At 43.6% G+C, this 25,940-nt stretch carries 20 protein-coding genes and 1 riboswitch; of the genes, 9 read left to right on the top strand and 11 right to left on the bottom strand.

Going from position 1 to position 25,940, the window contains the following annotated elements; all coding sequences use genetic code 11:
- Nucleotides 1-159 precede the first annotated feature (159 nt).
- On the top strand, nt 160-366 hold the full coding sequence (locus FTU95_RS11820; RefSeq protein WP_005095746.1) for a hypothetical protein: 207 nt from the start codon (nt 160-162) through the stop codon (nt 364-366).
- A 62-nt stretch (nt 367-428) separates the two neighbouring features.
- Here the strand turns inward: FTU95_RS11820 and FTU95_RS11815 are convergent, their stop codons facing one another.
- From FTU95_RS11815 to FTU95_RS11805, 3 genes are all read right to left on the bottom strand, one after another.
- Nucleotides 429-2,210 (bottom strand): acyl-CoA dehydrogenase C-terminal domain-containing protein, encoded by a 1,782-nt coding sequence (locus tag FTU95_RS11815; protein WP_100534592.1) that lies wholly within the window; start codon nt 2,208-2,210, stop codon nt 429-431.
- 168 nt (nt 2,211-2,378) lie between these two features.
- Complete coding sequence (locus FTU95_RS11810; protein WP_005095752.1) at nt 2,379-4,181, bottom strand: acyl-CoA dehydrogenase C-terminal domain-containing protein; 1,803 nt, start codon at nt 4,179-4,181, stop codon at nt 2,379-2,381.
- A 303-nt stretch (nt 4,182-4,484) separates the two neighbouring features.
- Nucleotides 4,485-5,096: a hypothetical protein gene (locus FTU95_RS11805; RefSeq protein ID WP_180040512.1), complete on the bottom strand. Its 612-nt coding sequence runs from the start codon at nt 5,094-5,096 to the stop codon at nt 4,485-4,487.
- Nucleotides 5,097-5,231: 135 nt separating this feature from the next.
- On the opposite strand from FTU95_RS11805, the gene baeS reads away from it, so the two are divergent.
- On the top strand, nt 5,232-6,884 hold the full coding sequence (baeS, locus tag FTU95_RS11800; protein WP_159138715.1) for a sensor histidine kinase efflux regulator BaeS: 1,653 nt from the start codon (nt 5,232-5,234) through the stop codon (nt 6,882-6,884).
- Nucleotides 6,885-6,897: 13 nt separating this feature from the next.
- Entirely contained in the window at nt 6,898-7,584 is a 687-nt protein-coding gene (locus FTU95_RS11795) for a response regulator (protein ID WP_004278304.1), read from the top strand.
- Nucleotides 7,585-7,684: 100 nt separating this feature from the next.
- On the opposite strand, the gene FTU95_RS11790 is transcribed toward FTU95_RS11795, so the two are convergent.
- From FTU95_RS11790 to FTU95_RS11765, 6 genes are all read right to left on the bottom strand, one after another.
- Nucleotides 7,685-9,169 (bottom strand): DKNYY domain-containing protein, encoded by a 1,485-nt coding sequence (locus tag FTU95_RS11790; protein WP_180078596.1) that lies wholly within the window; start codon nt 9,167-9,169, stop codon nt 7,685-7,687.
- A gap of 159 nt (nt 9,170-9,328) precedes the next feature.
- A complete protein-coding gene (locus FTU95_RS11785) occupies nt 9,329-10,774 on the bottom strand; it encodes a YdiU family protein (RefSeq protein ID WP_180078594.1) in 1,446 nt (481 codons plus the stop codon).
- Between the two features lie 135 nt (nt 10,775-10,909).
- Nucleotides 10,910-12,073: an acyl-CoA desaturase gene (locus FTU95_RS11780; RefSeq protein WP_005095770.1), complete on the bottom strand. Its 1,164-nt coding sequence runs from the start codon at nt 12,071-12,073 to the stop codon at nt 10,910-10,912.
- A gap of 440 nt (nt 12,074-12,513) precedes the next feature.
- Nucleotides 12,514-13,227 carry a glycerophosphodiester phosphodiesterase gene (locus tag FTU95_RS11775; RefSeq protein ID WP_005095772.1) on the bottom strand — a complete coding sequence of 238 codons (714 nt, stop codon included), beginning with the start codon at nt 13,225-13,227 and terminating at the stop codon, nt 12,514-12,516.
- Between the two features lie 142 nt (nt 13,228-13,369).
- On the bottom strand, nt 13,370-13,954 hold the full coding sequence (locus FTU95_RS11770) for a cob(I)yrinic acid a,c-diamide adenosyltransferase (protein WP_005172582.1): 585 nt from the start codon (nt 13,952-13,954) through the stop codon (nt 13,370-13,372).
- Between the two features lie 92 nt (nt 13,955-14,046).
- A complete protein-coding gene (locus tag FTU95_RS11765; RefSeq protein WP_180078592.1) occupies nt 14,047-15,885 on the bottom strand; it encodes a TonB-dependent siderophore receptor in 1,839 nt (612 codons plus the stop codon).
- A 36-nt stretch (nt 15,886-15,921) separates the two neighbouring features.
- Nucleotides 15,922-16,129: riboswitch (cobalamin riboswitch) on the bottom strand.
- Nucleotides 16,130-16,274: 145 nt separating this feature from the next.
- On the opposite strand from FTU95_RS11765, the gene FTU95_RS11760 reads away from it, so the two are divergent.
- Together FTU95_RS11760 and trpB are read left to right on the top strand one after the other, a co-directional pair.
- Nucleotides 16,275-16,919 carry a phosphoribosylanthranilate isomerase gene (locus FTU95_RS11760; RefSeq protein ID WP_180078590.1) on the top strand — a complete coding sequence of 215 codons (645 nt, stop codon included), beginning with the start codon at nt 16,275-16,277 and terminating at the stop codon, nt 16,917-16,919.
- Nucleotides 16,900-18,144, top strand: coding sequence for a tryptophan synthase subunit beta (gene trpB / locus FTU95_RS11755; RefSeq protein WP_180040504.1), 1,245 nt, complete (start codon nt 16,900-16,902; stop codon nt 18,142-18,144). Before FTU95_RS11760 ends, trpB begins: the two co-directional genes overlap by 20 nt.
- 123 nt (nt 18,145-18,267) lie before the next feature.
- Here trpB and FTU95_RS11750 read toward each other — a convergent pair whose 3' ends face one another.
- Entirely contained in the window at nt 18,268-19,908 is a 1,641-nt protein-coding gene (locus tag FTU95_RS11750; RefSeq protein ID WP_005095781.1) for an acyl-CoA synthetase, read from the bottom strand.
- Nucleotides 19,909-20,141: 233 nt separating this feature from the next.
- On the opposite strand from FTU95_RS11750, the gene FTU95_RS11745 reads away from it, so the two are divergent.
- The 4 genes from FTU95_RS11745 to infC all read left to right on the top strand — a co-directional run bounded on the left by FTU95_RS11745 (nt 20,142) and on the right by infC (nt 25,311).
- Nucleotides 20,142-21,425 carry a D-arabinono-1,4-lactone oxidase gene (locus tag FTU95_RS11745; RefSeq protein WP_180078588.1) on the top strand — a complete coding sequence of 428 codons (1,284 nt, stop codon included), beginning with the start codon at nt 20,142-20,144 and terminating at the stop codon, nt 21,423-21,425.
- Nucleotides 21,426-21,437: 12 nt separating this feature from the next.
- Nucleotides 21,438-22,607, top strand: coding sequence for an alanine racemase (locus FTU95_RS11740; RefSeq protein ID WP_180078586.1), 1,170 nt, complete (start codon nt 21,438-21,440; stop codon nt 22,605-22,607).
- Nucleotides 22,608-22,831: 224 nt separating this feature from the next.
- Nucleotides 22,832-24,754 (top strand): threonine--tRNA ligase, encoded by a 1,923-nt coding sequence (thrS, locus tag FTU95_RS11735; RefSeq protein ID WP_005095787.1) that lies wholly within the window; start codon nt 22,832-22,834, stop codon nt 24,752-24,754.
- 59 nt (nt 24,755-24,813) lie between these two features.
- Complete coding sequence (gene infC / locus FTU95_RS11730) at nt 24,814-25,311, top strand: translation initiation factor IF-3 (RefSeq protein WP_004647518.1); 498 nt, start codon at nt 24,814-24,816, stop codon at nt 25,309-25,311.
- 43 nt (nt 25,312-25,354) lie between these two features.
- On the opposite strand, the gene FTU95_RS11725 is transcribed toward infC, so the two are convergent.
- Complete coding sequence (locus FTU95_RS11725; protein WP_159516258.1) at nt 25,355-25,906, bottom strand: hypothetical protein; 552 nt, start codon at nt 25,904-25,906, stop codon at nt 25,355-25,357.
- Between the last annotated feature and the right edge of the window lie 34 nt (nt 25,907-25,940).

Here is a 25,940-nt window from a genome sequence, read left to right as displayed (position 1 = left end):
TTTTATTTGATATAAACGATACTTAGAGAATAACCTGCAAAAATTATGCACAGAATGATTGGATGAAAAATAAAGATTAAATTATTTGAACTTTTGCGCTTTTTTTAGACTAAATTGCTATATTGTATGGGTGGTACATTGAATAAATAGGAGAAAAAAGTGTTAGATAAAATTCAAACAAAAATTGACCAATTAGAAGCCGGAAAAAAATTAATCCTCGGCGTAGGCATTAAGGCTGAAGATATGCAAAAGGTGGTGGAACTCTGCGAGTCTTTAGAGTCAGAGGGGAATATCAAAATTGTGAATAAACATCTGAATCCGAAAAGCAATAATCAACCGGATTCTTTAATGATTCAGAAAGTTTAAGTTTCGAATTGTAATAAAAACGCCTGCATCAAGCAGGCGTTTTTGATTATGGCTGTTTCAGCTTAAGCTTGAGTCGTGAAGTAATCTTCAGAGAAGTTCATGATCAGGTCAGAACCTGATTTTACTTTGGTGATGCGTAGAGCCAGCTCAGGCAGAATGCGTTGCACAAAATAATTCGCCAAAGCCAGTTTGTTTTGATAGAACTCGCCCTCTTTATTTTTCGCAGCATTGGCAATACGCGCGAACATATACGAGAAGCTGAGCAGACCGACAGCGTGCAGATAGTCGACCGCGGTCGAGTTCGGGAAATCATGACTTTCTCTTGCTGCTTCCAGAATAAACTGAGTCACCGATTCGACTTCAGTCGCTGCATCCAAAGTGGCGTCTTTAATGAAGTTTAGGTCTGCATCCAGACTGTTGGCAAAGTCACGGATTTCAGAGATATATTCAGAGATATATTCACCGCCACATTTAATGGTTTTACGACCGATTAAATCTTGTGACTGTACGCCGTTGGTGCCTTCATAGATCTGGGAAATACGCAGGTCACGGATACATTGTTCCACGCCCCATTCACGGATATAGCCATGACCACCAAACACCATTTGCGCATCTAATGTTGCCTGGAAGGCAGTATCGGTTAAATAGGCTTTTGCGATTGGCGTGAGTAGTGCCACGCGGTCATTGGCTTTTTTCACGGCTTCTGGATCGGTAGAGAACTTGGTAATGTCCAGTTGCTGACCGACATAGACTGCAAAGGCACGAGACGCTTCATTGTTGGCACGTACATTCAGCAGCATACGGCGTACATCACCATGCACCAGAATACTGTCCGCCGGTTTGCTTGGTGATTGAACACCAGCCGCACTGCGACCCTGTAAACGATCGGTCGCGTATTGTGCAGCATTTTGATAAGCAAATTCAGAAGCACCTAAGCCCTGAATCCCCATGGACAGGCGTTCGTAGTTCATCATCACGAACATCGCAGCCAGACCTTCGTTTTCTTTACCCACCAGATAACCTTTAGCGCCATCAAAATTCATGACACAGGTCGCAGAAGCTTTAATGCCCATTTTGTGTTCGATAGAACCTGGCCCTACAGGATTGCGTTCGCCAACAGAACCATCTTCATTGACCAGGAATTTCGGTACGATGAACAGGGAAATACCACGTGAACCCGCAGGTGCATCTGGTGTTTTGGCCAGAACTAAATGAATGATGTTTTCCGCCAGGTCGTGGTCACCACCAGTGATGAAAATCTTGGTGCCGGTGATGCTATAGCTACCATCCTCATTGCGTTCAGCTTTAGTCTTGATAATCCCCAGATCAGTACCGGCATGTGGTTCAGTTAAGCACATGGTGCCCGACCATTCACCCGAATAAATTTTAGGTAAATAGGTTTCTTTTTGCGCTTGTGAAGCATAGCTGTTTAAGGCCATACCTGCACCGACAGACAGCAGCGGATACAGCATGAAAGACGGGTTGGTGGCAAACAGCATTTCATCAGAAAGTACCGTTAGCATTTTCGGCATTTCCTGGCCGCCCCATTCGGTATCTGCGCCCAACCCGATCCAGCCGCCTTCGGCATATTGTTTAAAGGCTTCTTTAAAGCCAGCAGGGGTAGTCACATTGCCATTTTCATATTTTGCGCCTTCTTCATCACCGCTACGGTTGAGTGGCAGGGTCACGTTTTGCGCAAATTTCGCCATTTCTTCCAGAATAGCTTCTGCTGTTGCAGCATCGAGGTGCGCTAAATTTTCATTGGCTTGCCAGAATTGTTCTGCATTAAAGACATCGTTGAGGATGAATTTCATATCGGCAAGTGGCGCGTTATAAATTGGCATGGTGTGTCACCTGTTTATTGTTTGATTAAATAAGTTTTAATCAGTCTAAAACACTCAAAATCTGAATGTTAGACGACTAAAGGTTAATTCTGTAACTCGTTATAAAGAAAAAGGACTGTCTGTTCATTGACCGTCCTTTTTCTGTGATGCGATTAGTCTGATTCTAACTTAGAATGCGAAATGTTCTGCATCCAGGTTCATCAATGGCTCTACACCTGTTGCGATCACGTCAACATGTGAACGAACGCGTGGCAGGATTTTCTTGAAGTAGAAGCGTGCAGTGGTCACTTTGGCATTGTAGAAGTCAACTTCAGTGGTGCCAGCAGCCAGTTGCTCTTGAGCAACCAGTGCCATACGTGCCCATAGGTAAGCCAGGGTGACATAACCAGAGAAGTACAGGTAATCGACCGCAGCTGCACCGACTTCTTCAGGGTTTTGCATCGCACGCATACCAATTTGCATGGTCAGGTCGCCCCATTCCTTGTTCAAGGCAGCCAATGGCTCAACGAATTCTTTCATTGCAGCATTGTCTTTGTGCGCTTCAGCAAATTTGTGGATCATCTTGGTGAAGTCTTTCAACATCGCACCTTGAGTACCCAACACTTTACGACCTAACAAGTCCAGCGCCTGAATTTCAGTGGTACCTTCGTACAAACAGGCAATACGTGTATCACGTACGATTTGCTCCATGCCATGCTCAGAAATGAAGCCATGACCACCGAAGACCTGCACACCGTGTTTCGCAGCTTCAGAACCGGTTTCAGTCAGGAATGCTTTTGCGATTGGGGTAAGTAGAGACAGGATATTGTCTGCAAATTTACGATCGGCTTCTTCTACAGCATGTTCAACCACGTCCGCATATTGCGCCAACAGGTAAACCAGTGCACGACCTGCTTCTGCATATGCTTTTTGGGTTAGCAGCATGTTACGTACAGCTGGATGCACAATGATTGGATCTGCTTCTTTTTCCGGGTTTTTAGGGCCAGACAGTGAACGCATCGCCAGACGGTCTTTTGCGTAGGCAAGTGCACCCTGGAAAGAACCTTCAGACGCTGCCAGACCTTGTACTGCCGTACCGATACGTGCGGTGTTCATGAAGGTGAACATGCAGTTCAGACCACGGTTTTCAGGGCCAATCAGGAAGCCTTTCGCGTTATCGAAGTTGATCACACAGGTTGCGTTACCGTGGATCCCCATTTTATGTTCGATTGAACCACAACGTACGCCATTGCGATCGGCAATAGAGCCATCGGCATTCAGGTTGAACTTCGGTACGATGAATAATGAAATACCTTTGGTGCCTTTCGGTGCGCCCGGTAAACGTGCCAGTACGATATGGATGATGTTTTCAGCCATGTCGTGTTCACCCGCAGAGATGAAGATTTTCTCGCCAGAAATGGCGTAGCTGCCATCTGCTTGTGGCTCGGCTTTGGTACGGATAATACCCAGGTCAGAACCTGCATGCGATTCGGTCAGGCACATGGTACCCGTCCACTCACCTGAAACCAGTTTAGGCAGGTAAGCATCTTTTTGTTCAGCTGAACCGTGGTGTTCTAAAGTACGAACCGCACCGTGAGACAGGCCAGGGTACATGCCCCATGCCCAGTTCGCAGTACCGACCATTTCAGAGATGGTAATCCCTAAAGAGTTCGGTAAGCCTTGACCGCCATACTGTTCTTCAGCAGAAAGTGAAGGGAAGCCCAGCTCGATGTATTTTTGATACGCTTCTTTAAAGCCTGTTGGTGTAGTCACCACGCCGTCATTCCAGGTACAACCTTCACGGTCGCCCGCCTGGTTAATCGGAGAGAGTTCATTTTCACAGAAATCAGCCGCAGCTTCTAAATACTGATCTACCAGTTCACGGCTTACGTTTTCTTGGAATGCAGGGAGATTTGCATAGTGTTGTTCAGCATTTAATAATTCATGCAACACAAATTGCATATCACGTAAAGGCGCTTTGTATTGTGGCATATCGGTTTCCTCAATACTGGTTTAACCAGCGTTATAATCTTAGATGAACTAAAAACGTATCTTCACTGACACGGTTTGGAATGATTCTAATCCTGCAACATCTTCCCCTGCGGTACAAGCTTTTCAGGGGGATTTCTTGGTGACTGTAAAGTCAAAGATTAATATGCATGACGTATTAAACATATTGAGTATAAAGGCTTTAGTCATATTTTGTATGATACGAATAGTCAACTATCCAGTGTAAATAGCACGCAATAAAAAAGCACCCGAAGGTGCTTGTCGTGAATCATTGATTCCTATGCATTAATAGGCAGATGTTTTGGGCTGGAAACGAACATGACATTGACCATTCACTGTTTGTTCACCTGCTTTGATCTGTGCAGCAGTACCATCTTTCTTGCCTTGACAGGCTTGCAGCATCGCTTGTTGTTGTGCCTGACGCTGAGCCAGACGTTGATCAAACTGTTTGGTCAATTCTGCACGTTTTGCATCAGTTAATGCTTCACCGCGCATCATGCCGCCACGGACATCGGCACGCATTGGACGATGTTCACCTTTCATGCCGCGGTGTTCACCGCGTTGGCCTTGCATGTTTTTACGATCGGCTTTAAAAACGATAGTGCAGCTGCCATCAATGGTTTTATCACCGGCCTTGATTTGAACCGCTGAACCTACGGCTTTATTGTCACAGGCCTGTTGCAGCTGTTTGGCAAATTGCAGACGTTCCGCACGCTTTTCCTTAAACTGCTCGCGCTGTTCAGGCGAAAGATGATGCTGTTTTTTACCCTCATGATGATGTTTCATCATTTGGCGATGCTCATTGTTCGGTACATTACTGGTAGATTGACAGGCAGTCAAAGCACCCATAGAAAGAACACTGGCACTGATTAAGGCTATTTTTGTCATGGCTTGCATTGTATTTATTCCCGTCAAGAACCTGATTTTATGTCAGGTAAAGATTAAACAATAAAGATGAAGAAACAATGAAGAGTTTTTTGATGCCATGTTCGCTACAATAATGAATATAGAAGAAAAATTGAGATTTCTGTTTTGAACATTCGCCGTATTCCGATTGCATTACGTCTATTTTTGACCGTACTGTTGACCACGCTGGTTATTACCACAGTGAGTCTGGGTGTACTGCATCTGAATATGCAGCGTAATTTCGCCCGCTATGTGGCTGATGTCGAAATGCAGAAACTGGATTATGTGATTAAAAATCTGGCGGATGTCTATGCGGTGTATCAGGACTGGGGCAATGCGATTCAGGCCCAGATTCTACAAATGGAAGGGGAAGCCGCCCCAGATGATTATGACCGTTTATCACGCTGGTGGCTGCGCCGTCAGTATGATATTGCCTTGCAGCAGCGCTATTTTCAGGAACAGACCCTGGTTCAAGTCGCACCCAGTATGGTCGATCCGGCTTTGCCACCGCGTCAGGTCAATGAAGAAGAGTTACGCCTCCTGGCTTCCAATCTACCCTCGCAGTTTCAGCCCTTTGAAGGCCTAAAATTTCCGCTGAGTTCCAATCAGAATCTGTTTAGAACTGACCGTAAGAATGGCGAACAAGCAGCACAGCAGCCGACCGGCAAGAAGCAGTTTATCCAGATGCCGGATCGTCTTGGTCTCAGTTCACGTCTTTCGCTGTATGATGCAAAACGGCGCTTTGTGGTCGGTGAGGCTTCAGATGAGCAGATTTCCTATCGCCCGATTATGGTGAATAATCAGATTGTCGGCTATTTGGGCTTAAAGCCGGTTCTGGATCAGGATGATGCCTTAAGTATTAATTTTTTTAGTAATCAAAAGCGTTATTTGTTCTTGGTCTATGCGCTCAGTATTTTGGCCAGTCTGATTGCCTCCTTGTTATTGGCGACTTATTTCAAGAAACCAATTCAACGTTTGCTGAATGGTACGCGTGCTCTGACCCAAGGCAATTATCAGTATCAGGTCAAAGTCAACCGCAATGATGAATTGGGTGATTTGTCCAATGAATTAAATGCCTTGGCTGTGATTCTGGATCAGCATGAAACCTCACGCCGTCAATGGGTGGCAGATACCTCACATGAATTGAAAACGCCACTGGCGGTATTGCAGGCACAGATTGAAGCGATGCAGGATGGGATTCGTAAACCCACCCCTGAACATTTTGCTTCCATGCTGGCGCAGGTCACCAGCCTGAAAAAACTGACACAGGATCTGGCCGCATTGGCACAGGCCGATGCGCAGCAATTGCAATTTTACTTCTCGACGGTGAATCCGTGGGAGGTGGTACAGCAGGAACTGATCAACTTCCAGCCAAACTTTGAACAGGCCAAATTGACGGTCACCGCAAATGGCGAAGATACTGAGTTAAATCTGGATCTGGACCGCTTTAAACAGATTGTGGCCAACTTGCTCAGTAATAGTATTCGCTATACTGAAGCGGGTGGGCAGGTGCATATTCATAGCACGCAGGATGAGAAAGAATGGACCTTATATGTCGATGACAGTCCATTTGGTTTGAGCGATGAGCAACTGGCGCGGATTGGCGAGCGTTTCTACCGTGTCGATGATTCGCGTACCCGGGCGACTGGCGGAACTGGGCTTGGTTTGGCATTATCATGTAAAATTACGCAGGCGCTGGGTGGCAGCTTAAGCTTTGCGCATTCACCACTCGGTGGTTTACGCTGCAAACTGAGTTTTCCTAAACAAATGAAACCCTAAAGGAAATATATTGATGAAACATGTCATGCTGGTTGAAGATGAAATCGAACTTGCACAATTGGTGCGAGACTATCTGGAAGCTGCTGGTTTTGAGGTCAGTATGTTTCATGATGGGCAGGAAGCATATAACAGTTTTACCCAGCGTAAACCGAGTCTGATGATTTTGGACTTGATGGTGCCGCGTATGGATGGTCTGACCATTTGCCGTAAAGTGCGTGAACAGTCAGATTTGCCGATTATTATGGTGACCGCGCGTACCGAAGAAATTGACCGTGTGCTGGGTCTGAATATGGGCGCAGATGATTATCTGTGTAAACCATTTAGTCCAAAAGAGTTGGTTGCACGGGTACAGGCAGTCTTACGTCGTCTGGACCGTAAATCAGAACCGGAAAGTAATGATCTGTTTCGTATGGATAAATCCCAGCAGCGCATCTGGTATCAGCAAAAGGCCTTGAATTTGACCCCGACTGAATTCCGTTTGCTGGAATTATTCCTGGAGCATGTTGGTCAGGTTTATTCACGTGCGCAATTGCTGGATCATATCAATCCGGACAGTTTTGATGTGGCAGACCGTGTCATTGACAGTCATATCAAAAACCTGCGCCGCAAGATTTCTGATGCTGCTGAAACTGGTAACCGTCATGAATGGATTCAGGCGGTGTATGGTGTAGGTTATCGTTTTGAATATCCTGAAGATTGATTTTTAGTACGGTTTAAAAAAAAGCGAACCGAGTGGTTCGCTTTTTTAATTCTCAGATTCTTATTGAATAATACTTTAGATCCACTCATCAGTATTGCTGTTAAGAAAAAATATTTTTAAAGCAAAAGCGTTGAATCTCTTTAATTTTGCTAAAACTTTTCCCTTTTACGGGTTTGAATATCTCAGTATTTTTGAATAACTCATCTGCCTGAGTATAGTTCAGTTGATTTTTCCGTAGTTGATCAATGTTCGGATTGGCTAATACTTCAAACAACGAATCAGTCCAGCTTCCATCCTCAGACAGATAAAAAAGCCGATCTGCATATGTCCAAAAACGACCTTTGAATTGTGTCCCTGGGTATTCATGGTGTGGAATCCAGAGTTCTTCTGCTTTATGCCAGCCATCAATTGGCACATTTTTTAAGACGCGTATTTCTGACGTTGTTGCACAGAGTTCAGAAAATTTCATGAAAAGCGTGCTTGAAAAGGTTTTGTATTTCCTAAAATAATAAATGTCCTGTCCATTACTGAATACGCTTGGCGATAATCTATGTAACTCTTTCATAAAGGGGTTTTTATTCAGTAATTCCAGTTGCATTTTTTGAGTATTAAAATACGCAAGCCGAGCATCAGAAGTAAATATTGGAACGAAGCTATGCTGGTCATCCTTTTGGATCATTTTTAAGTTTGGATGGTCAATTTTATGTGACTGATAAAAATAGCGATCATTGAGTGGATCATATAAATAAACTTTGAAATTAAATGGAATACTTTCTAAATCTGGATGAAATTTTAAATTCAACATTTCATTTTTATAAAAAACATGTTTTTGATCTGTTATGTAACTGTCTACTTGCCAGATCTTTTCATCAGGTTGAAATGTGCTTAAGTATCTGAGTTGATTAGGCGCAGTTGATTCTAATACTTTACCTTCAACATAGCTTGACTCACCATTTGTCACAATGTTTTCAAGGATGAGTGTGTAGGGATGTTTGCCATTTTTTAATGCATACAACGGGTAATAGTATCCCGATTTAGTAATCTTTTTCCCAAACAGCATCGCACTGAGTTTTTCATGTGGAGTCGGGGGAACCGAATCTGAACGGGCTTGATACTGCCAATCACAATAGTAAGTGTTGTGACCATCGCTCAGATAGCCATCGCCTAAATAAATTAAGCCTGATGGATTGAGATTTGGAATTTTTTGAAATCCGCAATACACATGGTTTTGATCGAGGGCGATATTTTTTCTGCGCAGATGGTCTTTTTCAGAAGAGTTTTGCCAACCGAAGTGTTGAGCCAGTGTTTTAAATGATTTTGCATCTGCGTCTTGAAGAGGAACACCATATTGAGCGAGCGGAATAGGAAAGAAATAATAAATTTGCTGGTTTAGCTTTCGGAAGTGTCTCAACTCATTGTGAACAATAGCCTCTCCAGTGGGTGCAAAATAATCAGTGATGAGTCCAACAGGTGAGAACAGTGCTAAGCGTTCCTCCTTGCTTAAAGAGGCTTGAGTAAAATGAGAATAAAGGGGGCTAAATCCCAAGATAATGATAGCAATACCCAATATTATTATTTTAGACATGCATCCTCACATGGGAAATATGATTTTATTTTTAAACTATGGGTTTAACTGATTAAGAGCAACGATTAAAAAAGTGATTTTCTCTGTTGGAGATGATTCTAAATCAAACTGTGGATAATGATCAATTTATCCACAGTTTTTGCAGCAGATGTGAATAAGTTAAGAAGAACAACTCACCATCACTTCCGGCACATCACTTGGCAATGGTGCTAAATCTTCAGCATGTTCAAGATCTGGCTGTTTCAGATAAGGCTGGCTGAGCAATTTAAACAAACGATCGACTTCGGAAAAATCATCACGCTCTGCCCGTTCAATGGCTTTCTGTGCCATGTGATTGCGCAGAATGTAATGCGGATTGGCTTGCTTCATGGCGGCATCCAGTTCTTCAATATCCTGATGTGCACGAATAGTTTCATATTGTGTCAGGAAAGCTTCAAACTGACGGCGATCCAGACAATCATCTTTAATAGCGTCATAGTCTTTATTTTGCAGGCGGATAAAACTCTGGGTGTAATCCAGTTGCTCACTTTGCAAGATTCGCAAAAATGCCATCGCACAGTCAAAACTGTCTTTATGGAAACCTGGCAAGCCCATTTTCTGGTTTAAACCGTGTTTGTAATGTTCCAAGAATGTCGGCTCATAATGTTCCAGACAGCCGGCCAGATCCTGTTTCCATTGTTCTTTGTCATAATCCGCAGGGCAGAGGGGAACCAGATTGTTTAACCATTGCCACAAGTTCCAGTGCCCGATACTTGGTTGTTGCTGATAGGTATAACGCCCTTGATAATCCGAGTGGTTATTGATCCAGTTCGGACGGAAGCGCTCCATAAAGCCATAAGGACCAAAGTCCAAAGTTGAACCGGTAATATTCAGGTTGTCAGTATTCATCACGCCATGTGCAAAACCAACCAATTGCCATTTGGCAATCATGACGGCAGTGCGCTGAATAACTTTTGTGGCAAAGCTCAGAATCGGCTGTTCGGCTTGCAGGCATTCTGGATAATGCCATTCAATACATTTCTGGGTAAATTCAGCCAGCAGATCCGGCTGATATTGATTGATCCATTCAAAATGCCCGAAACGAATATGACAGTCTGAGGTACGTAACATCATTGCACCGGGTTCGAGCTTTTCGCGTTGAATGCCTTGCGTTGAGGAAGTAAAGCCAACCGCATTGCTCGACGCTACACCCAAAGAATTTAAAGCATGACCCGCCAGATATTCACGAATCACCGAACGCAGTACTGCACGCCCATCACCCATACGCGAATAGGGCGTTGCACCCGCACCTTTTAAATGCAGGTCAATAGTCTGACCTTCCTGATCAAGGATCTGTGCAATTAACAGGCCGCGACCATCTCCCAATTGTCCAGCCCATTGACCAAACTGATGACCTGCGTAGACCATGGCCAAGGGTTGAAACTCAGCAAAGACTTTCTGACCACTACACATCTCGACCCATTGCGCTTTGTCTTCATCTGACCATTGCAGTTGTTCTGCCAAAGCTACGTTAAAATGCCCGGCTTTTGCGCCTTTCAACGGTAGCGGAACTTGATGGTGGTAAAGGGCAGCAGGAAGGGTTTGATAACGAGAGTTAAAATACATGGCACTCAGTACAGGCTTGGAATACCTTGACTATAACAAAGTTGCCTGTAGAAAACTGTTGTATAAACGAGAGTTCAAGTTATCTTTCAGACATAAAAAAAGCCCCGATTGGGGCTTTTTTGTGAGCAGTTTTTATTAAGATACTGCTGATTTTTTCAAATTACGAACCAGTAGATTTAAGGTTGCCCGGTGATGGGATAAACGCTGTTCAACCAGCTGGAATTCAACTTTCAGTTTGTCATCCATCTGGTGAATTTTTTCTGCCATAGAAGCCTTTTTCACCTGAATTTCTTGCTCTTTCAGTTTGGCCCAGTCATTTAAAGTTTGGGTAAAGGCATCATATTCCTGTGCAATCTTGGTTTTCACAGTAATGATGTCTTCAGAAACATCATGGCCATACACCGCAAGATCCTGTTCAGCATATTTAAACTTCATTGCCAGTTCTGCTTTTTTGATATTAAAGCTAGGAATACGACGTAAGTTTTTGGCTAAACCCAGTTTAGAACAGGTCCAGATCAACCATTTGGTTGGATCGTATTGCCACCATTTCACGCCATTACGGTAATCGTACTGGAAAATGTGGTGGTAATTATGATAACCCTCACCCCAGGTGGCAATCGCAAGTACGAAGTTGTCACGTGCAGTGTTTTCGTCGGTATAAGGACGATTACCCCACATGTGACACAGCGAGTTGATGAAGAAAGTCACATGATGGCTCAGGATTAAACGCACTAATCCACCCAGCAGCAAGACTCCCCAGACATCGCCGACTGCCCAGCCAATTGGAAGCAAAATAGCAGCATGAACGGCAATCACTAATGGAATATAGTATTTGTCCTGAAACATGACGACTTTGTCTTTTAACAGATCTGGCGCATTTTTATAATTGGCCACACCTGATGGATAATCACGTAACATCCAGCCGATATGTGCATACCAGAAACCTTTGTTGATCGAGTACGGATCTTGATCCACATCATCGACATGACGATGATGAGTACGGTGACCAGATGCCCAGAACAAGATACTATTCTGTACAGCAAATGTACCCATAATCATTAAGATGATTTTTAATGGTAGAGTGGCTTCATAAGCACGATGTGCCCACAGGCGATGGTATCCTGCTGTAATGCCAAGGCTGCTTACGCCCAGTAAAACAAACATGCTGATCCAAGCGGCGGCGCTAAAATCATGGTGATACGCATATAACGGAATTGCAATCAGGGCGACAATGGGTAATAACACCAATGCAAACACCGCAATCCAGTTAATGGGGGCTTTGGGTAAGGGAGCATTCATCTCCAACAGCACTCCTAGAACCTTGGAAGGTTTAACAAAAAGCAGAAACCACTGTTGATTTTAACAGCAGCCTATCTTGTTTATATTAGCATGTGGCCTATAGCATCACTAGCATTATTGTACGGTTGTATTGTACTTGTCAGTAACAGGATAAGTAGGGCAAAAACGACCATTTTGCCAGTCTAGACGGGGCTTGATTTCCGACTAAGTGACTGAGGATTATCGGTCTTTTAGACTATTTAATTGGGCTAATATTAAGCGATTTAACTGTTCATCATTTCTACAATATTGCCAGAAAATTTGCAGAATATATCTCATAGAAAATTAATTTAACATTCAAGTCGAATCAATCTAAAAGTCAGACACGCTTTAATAGCTTGACATGAAATCGAGCTGTCTTAAATAAAACGATTTGAACTGATCAATAATCAGGCTGTTTTTTAGAGTTGCTGCAGCATCAGTTTTGGGTAATCGGTAATCAGCCCTTGAATTCCCCAATCACGCAGCTCTTTGGCTCGGCTCACATCATTGACCGTCCAGACACTGATATTCAATTCAGCAGCCTGGGTGGCCTGAATCAGGTCTTTGCTGGCCAGCTCATTCATCCAGCCAATATGACAGCAATCCAGTTCTAGTGCCTGATCAATCGCTTGATATTTTAGGTCGGTTTCGATGAGTAAACCGCGTTTTAGCCGGGAGTTTTGCTGTTTGAAGGCTTGCAGGACTTTGGCATCAAAACTGGTAATGATGGCCGCCTGCTCATAGCCTTGCAGTTGCTGTGCAACGCCCAGTGCAATTTTCTCAGCCGCAGCTTCGGAATCGACACTTTTGATTTCGACTTCAATATGCTCAAAGTCTCGAATGACATTTAAGGTCTGATTTAAAAGGGGAGTGGCTTCGACTTTATTCCAGTCTGACCAGGTCACAGCATGATTATAGTGTGCAAGATCTTGACGATTGCATTCATATAAATGCTTTTGCAAACCTGTGGTTCGCACAAAATCATCATCATGCATGATGATTAAGGCATTGTCTTTGAGCTGACGCACATCAAACTCAACGGCGCGAATACCGATGTCTTGAATATATTGAAAACCGCCTAGGGTATTTTCAGGGGCTTCGCCACGTGCACCACGATGACCAATTATGCGCATAGACTGCCCATAAATTGAGAAGTTGATTTCATTGTATGCGTGCTATGTGACAAAAAGATGATAAGGCTTATTGTCGTCAGATGCACTGTAAAATCAAGATACATCTGACGCGTATTTTTAGATTTAGAATCAAGAAATAATTCTAGTTTTCGATGCTGTCATTGATATTTTTTTGCCACAGCACTTCTGAACCGCCCTCGCTGCGTTGCAAGGTGCGCGATGCTACAAATAGCCAGTCTGATAAACGGTTCAGCAGTTGTAGCGACGCTGCCTGAATATTCTGGTCGCGAGAGTGGACTGACATCACGCTACGTTCTGCCCGGCGGCAGACTGCGCGCGCCTGATGGGCAAAGCTGCAGACTAAAGTGCCAGCAGGCAGAATAAAGTCTTTGAGCATTGGCAAGGCTTCATTCATACGGTCGATATCATTTTCTAAAAAATCAATCGACACAGGTTGTACCAGATTAAAACCCGGAATACACACTTCACCACCGAGATCAAATAACCAGTGTTGAATCAGGCTTAAAGATTTGTCCCAAGTGGCTTTATCTTCAATCGTGCTTGCTGAAATCTGTGCACGTAATACACCAATCACGGCATTGAGTTCATCCACATCACCGAGCGCATCAATACGTAAATCATCTTTGGCGACGCGTGAACCATCACCCAGACCTGTGGTGCCTGAATCGCCTGTGCGGGTGTAAATTTTACTTAAACGGTGACCCATGTGAGTTCCTTCATTTTTAATATGCTAAATATAAAAAGAATCATGCCATAGGCATGACATGATTCTCAAAGATATTTCGAAAAAGCCTGAACTTAGTATTTAAACGTTACACCTACAGAAGCTAAGCGACCACCGTTGATGTAATAGCTACTATTCCCATAACCTGTGCGGTATTTACTATCGCTGACATTTTGAATGTTGCTAAATACTTTGATTATGTCATTGATATTATAATAACCACTCATATCAATATTGAAATGACCTGGTATTACAACTGTGTCATAAGCGCTATTATCTGAAGATGAGACTGCCGTTAATGTTGTTGAGAAGCCATATTGAGCCTCATCCCATCCCATTGTAAATGCTGCTTTTTGGCGAGGGCGACGGCTTAAATCTTCATGTGTAGTGTTGTCTTTTGCACGAACATAATTATAGCTTGTACTGAGATAAAGATTTTCACCAGTCCATTTGAGATAAAGTTCACTTCCCTCAAAGCTCGCTTTATCTAAATTCTGAAATTTATAAGCTGTCGCATCTGTTGCATCGATCAGATTTTTAACTTCATTTCGATATAACGTAATGCCTGTTGTAATGCCGTAATTTAATTTTTGATCTAAACCAATTTCATAAGATGTACTTTCTTCTGGTTTTAAATCGGGATTACCTGCAGAACTATAAAGCTCATTTAAATTGGGTGAACGGAATGCAGTACCAATATTCGTGTAAATACTTGTAGTTGGGAATAATTGATAACGAATAGCCGCTTGCCCAATGGTATGTTTTCCATATTTTTCATGATCTTCTAGGCGTAAACCTAGCTGAGTATGGATGGCATTCGTATCATATTGGTGTTGAAGGTAGTAGCCTTTAGAATCAAGACTTGAGTCAATTTTTTTACCATAAGAGAGCGCATCCGCTTTTATCTTCTGATAAGTACTTCCTAAAGCAATATTCTGTTCAGGTGTCAACTGCCATTTTGCATATACATCGGCTTCTTGAGTTTTACTGAATACATAGTCATATTGACCAATATAATTTTTTTGGTTTTGTAGTAGATCATCTTTAAATTGGGACATCCGTGCATTGACTTCAACTTGAGAGCCAATATTGATACGGCCTTTGAGGTTCAGAAGTTCATTTTTAAAATCTTGATCAACCAAGACACCAAAATTATCGTATTGGGTGTTACCTTTATTTTCACTGTAATCTAAAGATGCTGCATATTGTTCTTTGTCTACACCAACTTTGGCGCTATAGCCTTTTTGGTCAAAAGCAGCGCGTTTTCCGTTTTGAATTTCTTTTAGTTGAGTACCATCAGTTTCTAAACGTTGTCCACGAATTTGTGCGTAAAAATCATCTTCACTGAGATCAGCACCAATCAGCGATTTATAAGTTTTATTTTCACCAATTTCACCTGTAATAAAAGCACCTGTTTTTTCAGGTGTTTTTGTAATCATTTGCACGACACCACCAATTGCATCTGTGCCATACAAAACAGATGCAGGACCTTCTAACACTTCAATTTGTTTGATATCAGTTGTATCTAAAAATGGAAGAGATGCAGCACCTGTCGTTGCCGAATTTAGGCGAACGCCATCTTTTAAAATAAGCGCTTGAGTTGAGTTCGTCCCACGTAAGAAAATTGACGTTTGTTGACCATAACCGCCTAATTGTACAATGTTGGCGGATGCTTGGCTTTTTAATAACTCTGGGAGTGATGCAATTGGTGAGCGATCAATAATTTGTGGTTCAATAATTGAAATACGTGCAGGCACATTTTCAATTTTTTCTTCGGAACGCGTTGCCGTTACAACAATCGTATCTAAAGAAGCTTTGGCAATTTTTTGTTCAGTAGCGTGAACAGATGAAGTAAAACCCAACGCAAGTGCGATTGCACCTACTAAGGCAGTAGGTTGAAATTGAATAGACATGAAATGCTCCATACATTCACTTCCCCGTGAATGATTGGGTGATAGAACACAACAAGCAGGTATCCGGACTGAAATGTGCACGAGTGAAATTGTGCTGAATATCCACCTTCCCATAGTTAGCTACAGTGGTGTAAATCATTTGATTTATAAAGATAAACGTTTCATTTTACCGTTGCGGGGGCAGTGTTGGATTTTCACCAACTTCCCTAAAGCATCTGCTTAAACTTGTTGCAAGTTGGCGCAAGTATAAAGAGCGACTGAGGTTTAAACAATGTCGATCAATAAATATCAGTTCGAACTTTACGCAAGTTGAAAAAATTGCTTTACAATGATTTGCCCCCAATCTTATAGATTGTTCAAGACATTGGTAGATCTAGAGCCAGAATAATATGCGAACCCGTGCCAAAATTTGTGGAATCACCCGAGTCGAAGATGTTCATGCTGTGGTGAATGCAGGTGCAGATGCGATAGGATTCGTATTTTATCCACCGAGTCCCCGAGCTGTTACAGCCGCTCAAGCTGCTCAACTGGTTCAAGCCATTGCACCTTATGTGCAAGTGGTTGGACTATTTGTGAATCATTCAGCTAATGAGATTCAGGATATCTTGCAAACGGTTCATCTTGATATTGTGCAATTCCATGGTGATGAAACGCCGGAACAATGTCAGACAATCGCTCAACAGGTCGGATGCCGCTGGTACAAGGCCATTCAGGTCAAACCTGATCTGGATGTAGTTGTAGAAATTCAACGTTATCAAGATGCTGGCGCGAGTGCAGTTCTGTTAGACGCATGGCATCCTGATCTGAAAGGTGGTACGGGCCACAGCTTCGATTGGGAGACATTTCCCAAACTTGATATTCCCTTGATCTTGGCAGGCGGTTTAAATCCTGACAATATCGAACAGGCAATTCTCACCACACAGGCCTATGCCGTAGATGTGAGTGGCGGTGTCGAGTCCGCAAAAGGTATTAAAGACCAACAACTCATAGAACGCTTTATGCAAGGAGTCCATCGTGGATCAGCAAAATACTAGCCAGAACAGTCAGGCAGTTGACTATACCCAATTCCCGGATGAACGCGGGCATTTCGGTATTCATGGCGGACGTTTTGTGTCAGAAACACTCATGGCGGCTTTAGAAGACTTGGAAAAGCTCTATTTCCGTATGAAAGATGATGCACAGTTTTTGGCAGAATTTGACCGTGACCTGGCGTTTTACGTCGGTCGTCCGAGTCCTTTATATCATGCTGAACGATGGTCGAAAGAGTTGGGTGGTGCGCAAATTTATCTGAAACGTGAAGACCTGAACCATACCGGTTCGCATAAGGTCAACAACACTATTGGTCAGGCCTTGCTTGCGAAATTGTCAGGCAAAAAACGTATTATTGCCGAAACAGGTGCCGGTCAGCATGGTGTAGCAACCGCCACAATTGCAGCACGTTTAGGTCTTGAGTGCGTGGTATTTATGGGCGCTGAAGATGTCAAACGTCAGGCCATGAACGTGTACCGTATGCGTTTGCTTGGTGCGACAGTTGTGCCTGTACAAAGTGGCTCTAAAACATTGAAAGATGCCATGAATGAAGCCATGCGTGACTGGGTCACCAATGTCGATTCAACTTATTATGTGATTGGTACCGTGGCAGGCCCACATCCATATCCGCAGCTGGTACGTGATTTCCAGTCGATTATTGGCCGTGAAGCACGCCGTCAGATTCAGGAGCAAGCTGGTCGTCTGCCTGATGCCTTGGTAGCCTGTGTTGGTGGTGGTTCCAATGCAATGGGCTTGTTCTATCCATTCCTGAACGATCAAGATGTGCAAATGTACGGTGTAGAAGCCGCGGGTTTGGGTATTGAAAGCGGTAAACATTCAGCGCCATTGAATGCCGGTCATGTCGGTGTACTGCATGGAAACCGAACTTACCTGATGTCGGATAAAGAAGGTCAGATCATTGAAACGCATTCAATTTCTGCCGGTCTGGATTATCCGGGTGTGGGGCCAGAACATAGCTTCCTGAAAGATATGGAACGTGTGAACTATGTACCGATCACGGACAATGAAGCCCTACAGGGTTTCCGTGATTTAACCAAGATTGAAGGCATTATTCCGGCGCTGGAAAGCGCACATGCTATGGCTTATGTGTCTAAACTTGCACCGACCATGGATAAGGATCAAATCATCATTGCGACGGTTTCAGGTCGTGGTGATAAAGACTTGATGACTGTGGCACGTATTGATGGCGTGGAAATGGTTGAGATGTAACTGTTCTGATCAGCCTCTTCCTATGGGATAGGTTTGGAGAGGGTAAGTTAAAAAAAATCGTGCTAAGAAAACTTGGCACGATTTTTTATTGAGTAGATTTTGAAAAAACACACTGGTATGGAATTAAGAAAACTCACCTTCAGCGCGTTCTTTGGCCCATTCGCGTAAAACAAATTTCTGCAATTTTCCGGTCGAGGTTTTTGGAATTTCGGTAATCACAACATCTTTAGGCACTTTAAAACGTGCCAGATGCTGTTTGCAGAATTCCATAATCTCTTCCGCTGTTGCAGTTTGTCCTGCTTTGAGTTCTACAAAGGCACATGGTACTTCCTGCCAGCGTGGATCCGGCTTGGCCACAACAGCTGCCGTTAAAATGGCAGGATGCTGATACAGCACTTCTTCGACTTCTAGCGAGGAAATATTTTCCCCTCCGGAAATAATCACGTCTTTAGATCGGTCAGTGATTTTGGCATAGCCATCAGGCTGACACACGGCCAGATCGCCGGTATGGAACCAGCCACCGGCAAAGGCTTCTGCGGTCGCTTCCGGATTTTTCAGATAACCTTTCATTACGATATTGCCACGGAACATGATCTCGCCCATGGTCTGACCATCATGCGGAACTTCCTGCATGGTGTCAGGATCAAGCACTTTCATACCATCTTGTAGCGGATATGGCACACCCTGACGTGAATGCAATTGCGCCTGTTCCTGAATAGACAAATCACTCCAGCCGGCCTGTGATGCACAGAGCGCAGAAGGGCCGTAGGTTTCAGTCAAGCCATAGACATGTGTCACGTTAATTCCGATATTACGCATGCCTTCAATAATTGCAGCCGGCGGGGCAGCACCCGCCACCATGACTTCGACACGATGGTCAATTTTGGTCTTTTTCTCTTCAGGCGTATTGATCAGCATCGACAGGACAATCGGTGCGCCACAGAAGTAATCGACTTTATGTTCAGCAATTAGTTTGAAAATCAGTTCGGCATCGACTTTACGCAGGCAGACGTTGGTTCCGCCGTTGGCCGCCATAGTCCATGCAAAGCACCAGCCATTACAGTGGAACAGTGGCAGTGTCCATAAATAGGTCGCGCGAGGCATCATGCCACAAGCAATGATATTACTGGCTGCATTAATGTAGGCACCGCGGTGATGATAGACCACACCTTTCGGATTACCCGTGGTTCCAGAGGTGTAACTTAAGCTGATGGCATCCCATTCATCTTGAGGCAAATGCCAGTCAAAATTTGCATCGCCTTGGGCAATCCAGTCTTCATATTCGATTTGACCAATACGGCTGTCTTCACCTTCAAACTCTGCATCGGCCACATCAATCACATAAATTTCTTGTGAAACCAGCGCCAGTGCTTCGGTCGCAAGTGCAGTAAATTCAGGGTCGACCAATAAGACTTTGCTTTCAGCATGTTCCAGCATAAAGGCGAGCGTCTTGGCATCCAGACGGGTATTTAAGGTATTGAGTACCGCACCTGCCATTGGCACAGCAAAGTGCGCTTCAATCATGGCAGGGACGTTAGGCAGCAGGACAGACACGGTATCATTTTTACCGATGCCTAATTTTTGGAGTTGGTTGGCAAACTGACGGCAGCGATTGTATTTCTCACGCCAGGTAATGCGGCGCTGACCATGAATAATCGCATTTTGATTCGGATAGATATAAGCTGCACGATCTAGATAGCGTAAAGGTGACAAGGCTACAAAATTTGCGGGGGTACGCGGTAATTCATCGTATGCGCTAACCATGGTAAAACTCCGTTGTATCGTTATTTTCATATCCTTTTGAAAAGATATGCACTTCTTCGAAATCTTGCATTTATGCTTTAGTCGAGTAAATTAATATAAATTTTAAGTCATTGAATATTAATTAAAATATTTAGCCCTATTTGATTTTTTTGAACCCGTGGGTTCCCATATTTGATTTTTTAGGTATTTTACTCTAATTGAGTCAGTAAAATAATATGAGCCAGAGAATAATAATGAAAATACAACAGGCGAATGCAGTCTGGCGAAACTGGTCAGGGAGTCAGCACAGCGCTCCTCAAGTTTTTCAGCCCAGAGAAATAAGCGAATTACAAGGTTTGGTGAAGTCACAGGCAAAGATTCGTGCAGTAGGTGCGGGGCATTCATTTAGTGCTTTGGCTAAAACCAATGATGTGCTGCTTCATCTCGATCATTTAAAAGGTGTGGTGGCTTTGGATGAGGCAAAAGTTCAATGTACCGTGCACGCTGGTACGCGTTTATATGATTTAGGTGAATATATTGCCCCGATCAATCAAGCTTTACCCAATCAGGGTGACATTGATCAGCAAAGTCTGGCGGGAGCGATTTCCACGGGAACGCATGGCACCGGCATCGATTTACCCTGTTTATCTGCTTTTGTGGACGGTTTTGAATTGCTGACTGCAGATGGAGAGCTGTTGCAATGTGATCATCAGCAGAATACCGAGATATTTCAAGCGGGGCGTGTGGCGTTAGGTAGTCTGGGGATATTGACCAAAATTACCCTGCAAAATCGTCCGCGCTATAAATTAAAAGAACAGATTCGGCTGTGTCCATTAAAAGAAGTATTTGCGCATATCGATCAATGGAAACATCAGCACCGGCATATTGAATTTTGGGTTTTTCTTCATTCTGATCAGGTCATGCTAAAAACCCTGGATGAAACGAATGATGAAATTCAGCCAAGGCAGGAGAACTGGCCATCTGAAGATGCGTTATTGACTTTGTGTTCTGAATTGACCCGATTTATTCCTGCATCTAATCCTTATCTGCAAAAATTATTGGGTGTTTTTGTTAAACCGAGTTGTTATGTGGATTGGTCATCCCGGATTTTTCCGACTCCGCGTCAGACCAGATTTAATGAAATGGAATATCAGGTTCCGGTCGATTCCGGCTTGCAATGTCTGGAGGAGGTTTTAGCCACCTTAAGGAAGCAGAATGTGCCGATGTTTTTCCCGATCGAATTCCGTTATGTCAAAGCCGATGAGATCTGGCTGAGTCCTTTTTATCAGCGTGATTCGGTTTCGATTTCGATTCATCAATTTTATAAACAGGATTGCCAAGCTATTTTCGATCTGGTCGAGCCGATTTTTCAGAAATATCAGGGACGGCCACATTGGGGAAAGTTGCACAGCATGACAGCCGCTTCGCTGTGTGATCTTTACCCAAAATGGGAGGATTTTATGAGATTGCGCCAGCAACTGGATCCGCAGCAAAAATGGCTGAATCCCTATTTAAAACAATTATTTTTGTCTGAATAGCAGGAGCGAATTATGCAATCAAAGTATTTTCAGCAACTGACCCAAGATTTGCAGCAGCAGGGAACTGGTACACCGCAACTGATTCTGGATCTGGCTCAATATCAGCAGAATCTGGAGATTGTACAGGCAAAAATCCCTGCGCAGCTCAAGCCGCGTCTGGTGGTGAAGTCTCTAGCCAGTATCCAGCTACTTAAACTGGCCAGTGAAAAGCTGAATATCCGACGATTTATGGTATTTCATTTACCCCATCTTTTAGAAATGATGAGAGCATTTGAACAGGCTGATATCTTGCTGGGTAAACCGATGCCGATTCATGCGGTACAAGGTTTTTATCAAAACGTTCCTGAACAAAATAAAGCAAATGATCAAAGCAATATTCAATGGTTGGTCGATGACATAAAGCGCTTGAAGCAATATCTGCAATTCGCTCAAGAATCTAATCTTCAGTTAAATATCAATATTGAAATTGATGTCGGCTTACATCGTGGTGGGGTGAGTAGCCAGCAACAGTTAATAGCCTTACTCAAACTCATTCAGCAACATCCCGACGCCCTTAGGCTTTCGGGGTTGATGGGCTATGATGCACATGTCGCCAAATTGCCGAATATTTTGAAAAGCCCCGAAAAAAGTTATCAGCAATCGCAGCAGATTTATCAACAATATAAAAATACTATTCAGCAGCAATTCCCAGATTTATGGCGGGCAGATTTGTGTTTTAACGGTGGTGGCAGTCCGACCTTTATGCAGCATTGCCAGCAGAGTGTCTGTAATGATCTGGCTTTTGGCTCGATGCTGCTCAAACCCAGTGACTTCGATCTGGACAATTTATCCGCTTTAAAATGTGCGCTCTGGATTGCCGCACCGATTTTAAAGGTATTGTCTTATAGCCAGATTCCGGGTCTGGAAATGCTGAATCATTTGCCGCATCGGCATAAAGCACTGTTTATCTATGGTGGCTATTGGCAGGCAGATTATATTTATCCTGAAAAAAGCCAGCCGCATCTGTTGTATGGTCGCAGTAGTAATCAGGAAATGCTTCAGGTACCTAGGCAATGCAATATTCATGTCGATGATTATGTGTTTTTAAGGCCGACACAAAGTGAAGCCATCATTCCACAATTTGCCCAGCTCTATGTTTATCGTGAGAGAACATTTATTGAGTGGCAGACTTTCCGGGAATAACCACATTTTGAATTAAAAGATGAGCCTAAGTCTTCAAAGATCAGGGAAAGATTTGGGAGTAAATCTGATTTTTATTGGGGAAAAGGTTTAATCATGCGGCCAAGCCGTGTAAAATTCTAATCGATTTTATTTATCCACCGTTTTTATCTTTTGAGGTTTTCCTCGATCATAATCTCGCGGTGACATGCTCCATGGTACGGGGCATCACTCCTTAAGGATTTCTTATGCCAATTATCACTTTGCCAAATGGCGATCAAAAACAGTTTGATCAAGCCGTATCTGTGATGGACGTTGCACTCAGCATTGGTCCTGGTCTTGCAAAAAATACCGTTGCTGGTCGTGTAAACGACCGTTTAGTGGATGCGTCTGATCTCATCACTGAAGATGCAACCTTACAAATTATTACGCCTAAAGACGAAGCCGGTGTCGAAATTATTCGTCACTCTTGCGCGCATTTGGTGGGTCATGCGGTTAAGCAACTGTTCCCAGAAGCAAAGATGGTCATTGGTCCGGTCATTGAAGAAGGTTTCTACTATGACATTTGGATGCCACGTCCATTCACATTAGACGACATGGCAGCCATCGAAGAGCGTATGAAAAAGCTCATCGATCAAGACTATGATGTTGTGAAAAAAATGACCCCGCGTGACGAAGTGATTGCAGAATTCACAGCGCGTGGCGAAGAATACAAATTACGCTTGATCAACGACATGCCTGAAGAAACACAAATGGGCTTGTACTACCATCAAGATTACTTGGATATGTGCCGTGGTCCGCACGTACCAAATACCAAATTCTTAAAATCGTTCAAGCTGACTAAAATCTCGGGCGCTTACTGGCGCGGTGATGCGAAAAACGAACAATTACAACGTATTTATGGTACAGCGTGGGCAGACAAGAAACAGCTTGCAGCTTATGTAAAACGTATTGAAGAAGCAGAAAAACGCGATCACCGTAAAATTGGTAAAGCGCTAGACTTGTTCCATATGCAAGAAGAAGCACCGGGTATGGTGTTCTGGCATCCGAACGGCTGGACCATTTACCAGGTACTTGAACAATACATGCGTAAAGTTCAGCAAGACAACGGCTATGAAGAAATCCGTACCCCGCAAGTGGTTGATTTCACGCTGTGGGAAAAATCAGGACATGCTGCCAACTATGCAGACAACATGTTCACCACGCATTCTGAAAACCGTAACTACGCGGTTAAACCAATGAACTGTCCTTGTCACGTACAAGTGTTCAACCAGGGTTTAAAATCATACCGTGATCTTCCGGTACGTCTGGCAGAATTTGGTTCATGTCACCGTAACGAGCCATCAGGTTCTTTACACGGCATTATGCGTGTACGTGGCTTTACCCAAGATGATGCGCATATCTTCTGTACCAAAGAACAGATCGGGCCTGAAGTTGCAGACTTTATCAAATTGACACTCGACGTATACAAAGATTTTGGCTTCGAAGAAGTACAAATGAAATTATCAACGCGTCCTGAAAAACGTGTCGGTGATGACAAACTTTGGGATATGGCTGAAAAATCTTTGGCGGATGCTTTAGATGCTGCGGGTCTTGAATGGGAGCTTCAGCCGGGCGAGGGTGCATTCTATGGTCCGAAGATTGAATTCTCTCTGAAAGACTGTCTGGGTCGTGTCTGGCAGTGTGGTACCATTCAGTGTGACTTTAACTTGCCAGAACGTTTAGATGCGTCTTATGTCACAGAAGATAACGACCGCGATCAGCCAGTAATGTTACATCGTGCAATTCTTGGCAGTTTTGAACGTTTTATTGGTATACTGATTGAACACTACGCAGGTTTCATGCCACCTTGGTTGGCGCCGATGCAAGCGTGTGTGATGAATATTACCGATTCTCAGGCAGAAGCATGTGAGTCAGTTGTCGCAAAACTTAAAGAAAACGGTATTCGTGCAATTTCTGACTTGAGAAATGAGAAAATCGGCTTTAAGATTCGTGAACGTACATTAGAGCGTATTCCTTACTTACTGGTACTTGGGGACCGGGAAGTTGAAGAAGGTACAGTAAACGTCCGTACCCGCTCAGGAAAAAATTTGGGTACTATGTCAATCGATGCTTTCGTTGACCTAGTAAAAGCAGCCGTTGCCGAACGCGGCCGGTACATTGTGGAGTAACAGCGATTAAACAGCCTGACCGTAATCAACAGGGCGGTAACAAATCAAACCGTCCTGCCTTGAATGATGAAATTCGTGCGAAAGAAGTCCGTCTTGTAGACGAAAATGGTGAGCAAAAAGGGATTGTAAGCTTAGCTGAAGCCCTGCGCGCAGCAGAAAGTGTGGAACTTGATCTTGTCGAGATCGTAGCCAATGCTGAGCCACCAGTATGTAAGATCATGGACTTCAACAAGCATTTGTTTGATCTTAAGCAAAAGCAGAAAGAAGCGAAGAAAAAACAACATCAAGTCCAGGTGAAAGAAATCAAGCTACGCCCGGGTACTGATGTTGGTGATTACAACGTAAAACTACGTGCAATCATCAAGTTCCTTGAAGAAGGTAACAAGGTGAAAATCACCCTTCGTTTCCGTGGCCGTGAAATGGCGCACCAACAGTTGGGTCTGGCTCAATTGCAAAAAATTGAAGCTGACGTGGCTGAATTCGGTACTGTTGAACAGATGCCGAAAATGGAAGGCCGTCAAATGGGTATGCTGCTTGGTCCTAAAAAGAAAAAGTAAGCACTCATGAAGCGAACAAAGCCCTGCAGATGCAGGGCTTTTTTTATGCCCTAAAATTCCAAGCAGTTTGTATGGCCTGCATAATCTGTTGAGCCTGTTGCCGGGAAAACATTGACAATTGAATCCGGAAAAACCCGAGACAGATTTGGTTGATCAGACCAGGCTGGCATAATCTAAAATCTAGCGTGCCATCGCGTTGACTGATGACATGCGCTGGAGTTCTACTCAGCCAGCGCTTGAGATGGGCTTTGAGAGAATCGTATCGAGGATTCAGAAAGCTATAGTGTACCGAGTGTCGTTTTAAGCAGAGGCTGATCCGGAAACCGGCCAAAGTATAATAAATTGCCTGAGACGTTATTTTTAGTTTGGTTCCCAGCATGAGCAGCGAAAGACCAAGAAAGCCGACGATATAAACATAAAAGCCAGGCGACTCCTGCCATAAAAATAACAATCCTTGCAGAAAGCTGGAATTGCTACGCAGACTGCTTAAATAAAAAATGCTGAATATGCCAACCGGATAACAGAGTAGTAAATATCCGATAGCGCGCATGATCGGACTACTCTGATGAAACAAGATTTTTTCTGACGCGTTCATAGCTTATTTTTATGATCATAAAGCGTATTATTTT

Source organism: Acinetobacter sp. YH12208 (assembly GCF_013418055.1).
GTDB lineage: Bacteria > Pseudomonadota > Gammaproteobacteria > Pseudomonadales > Moraxellaceae > Acinetobacter > Acinetobacter pseudolwoffii.
The sequence above is the reverse complement of the archived record's forward strand: the minus strand, read 5'-3'. Positions and strand labels throughout refer to the sequence as shown.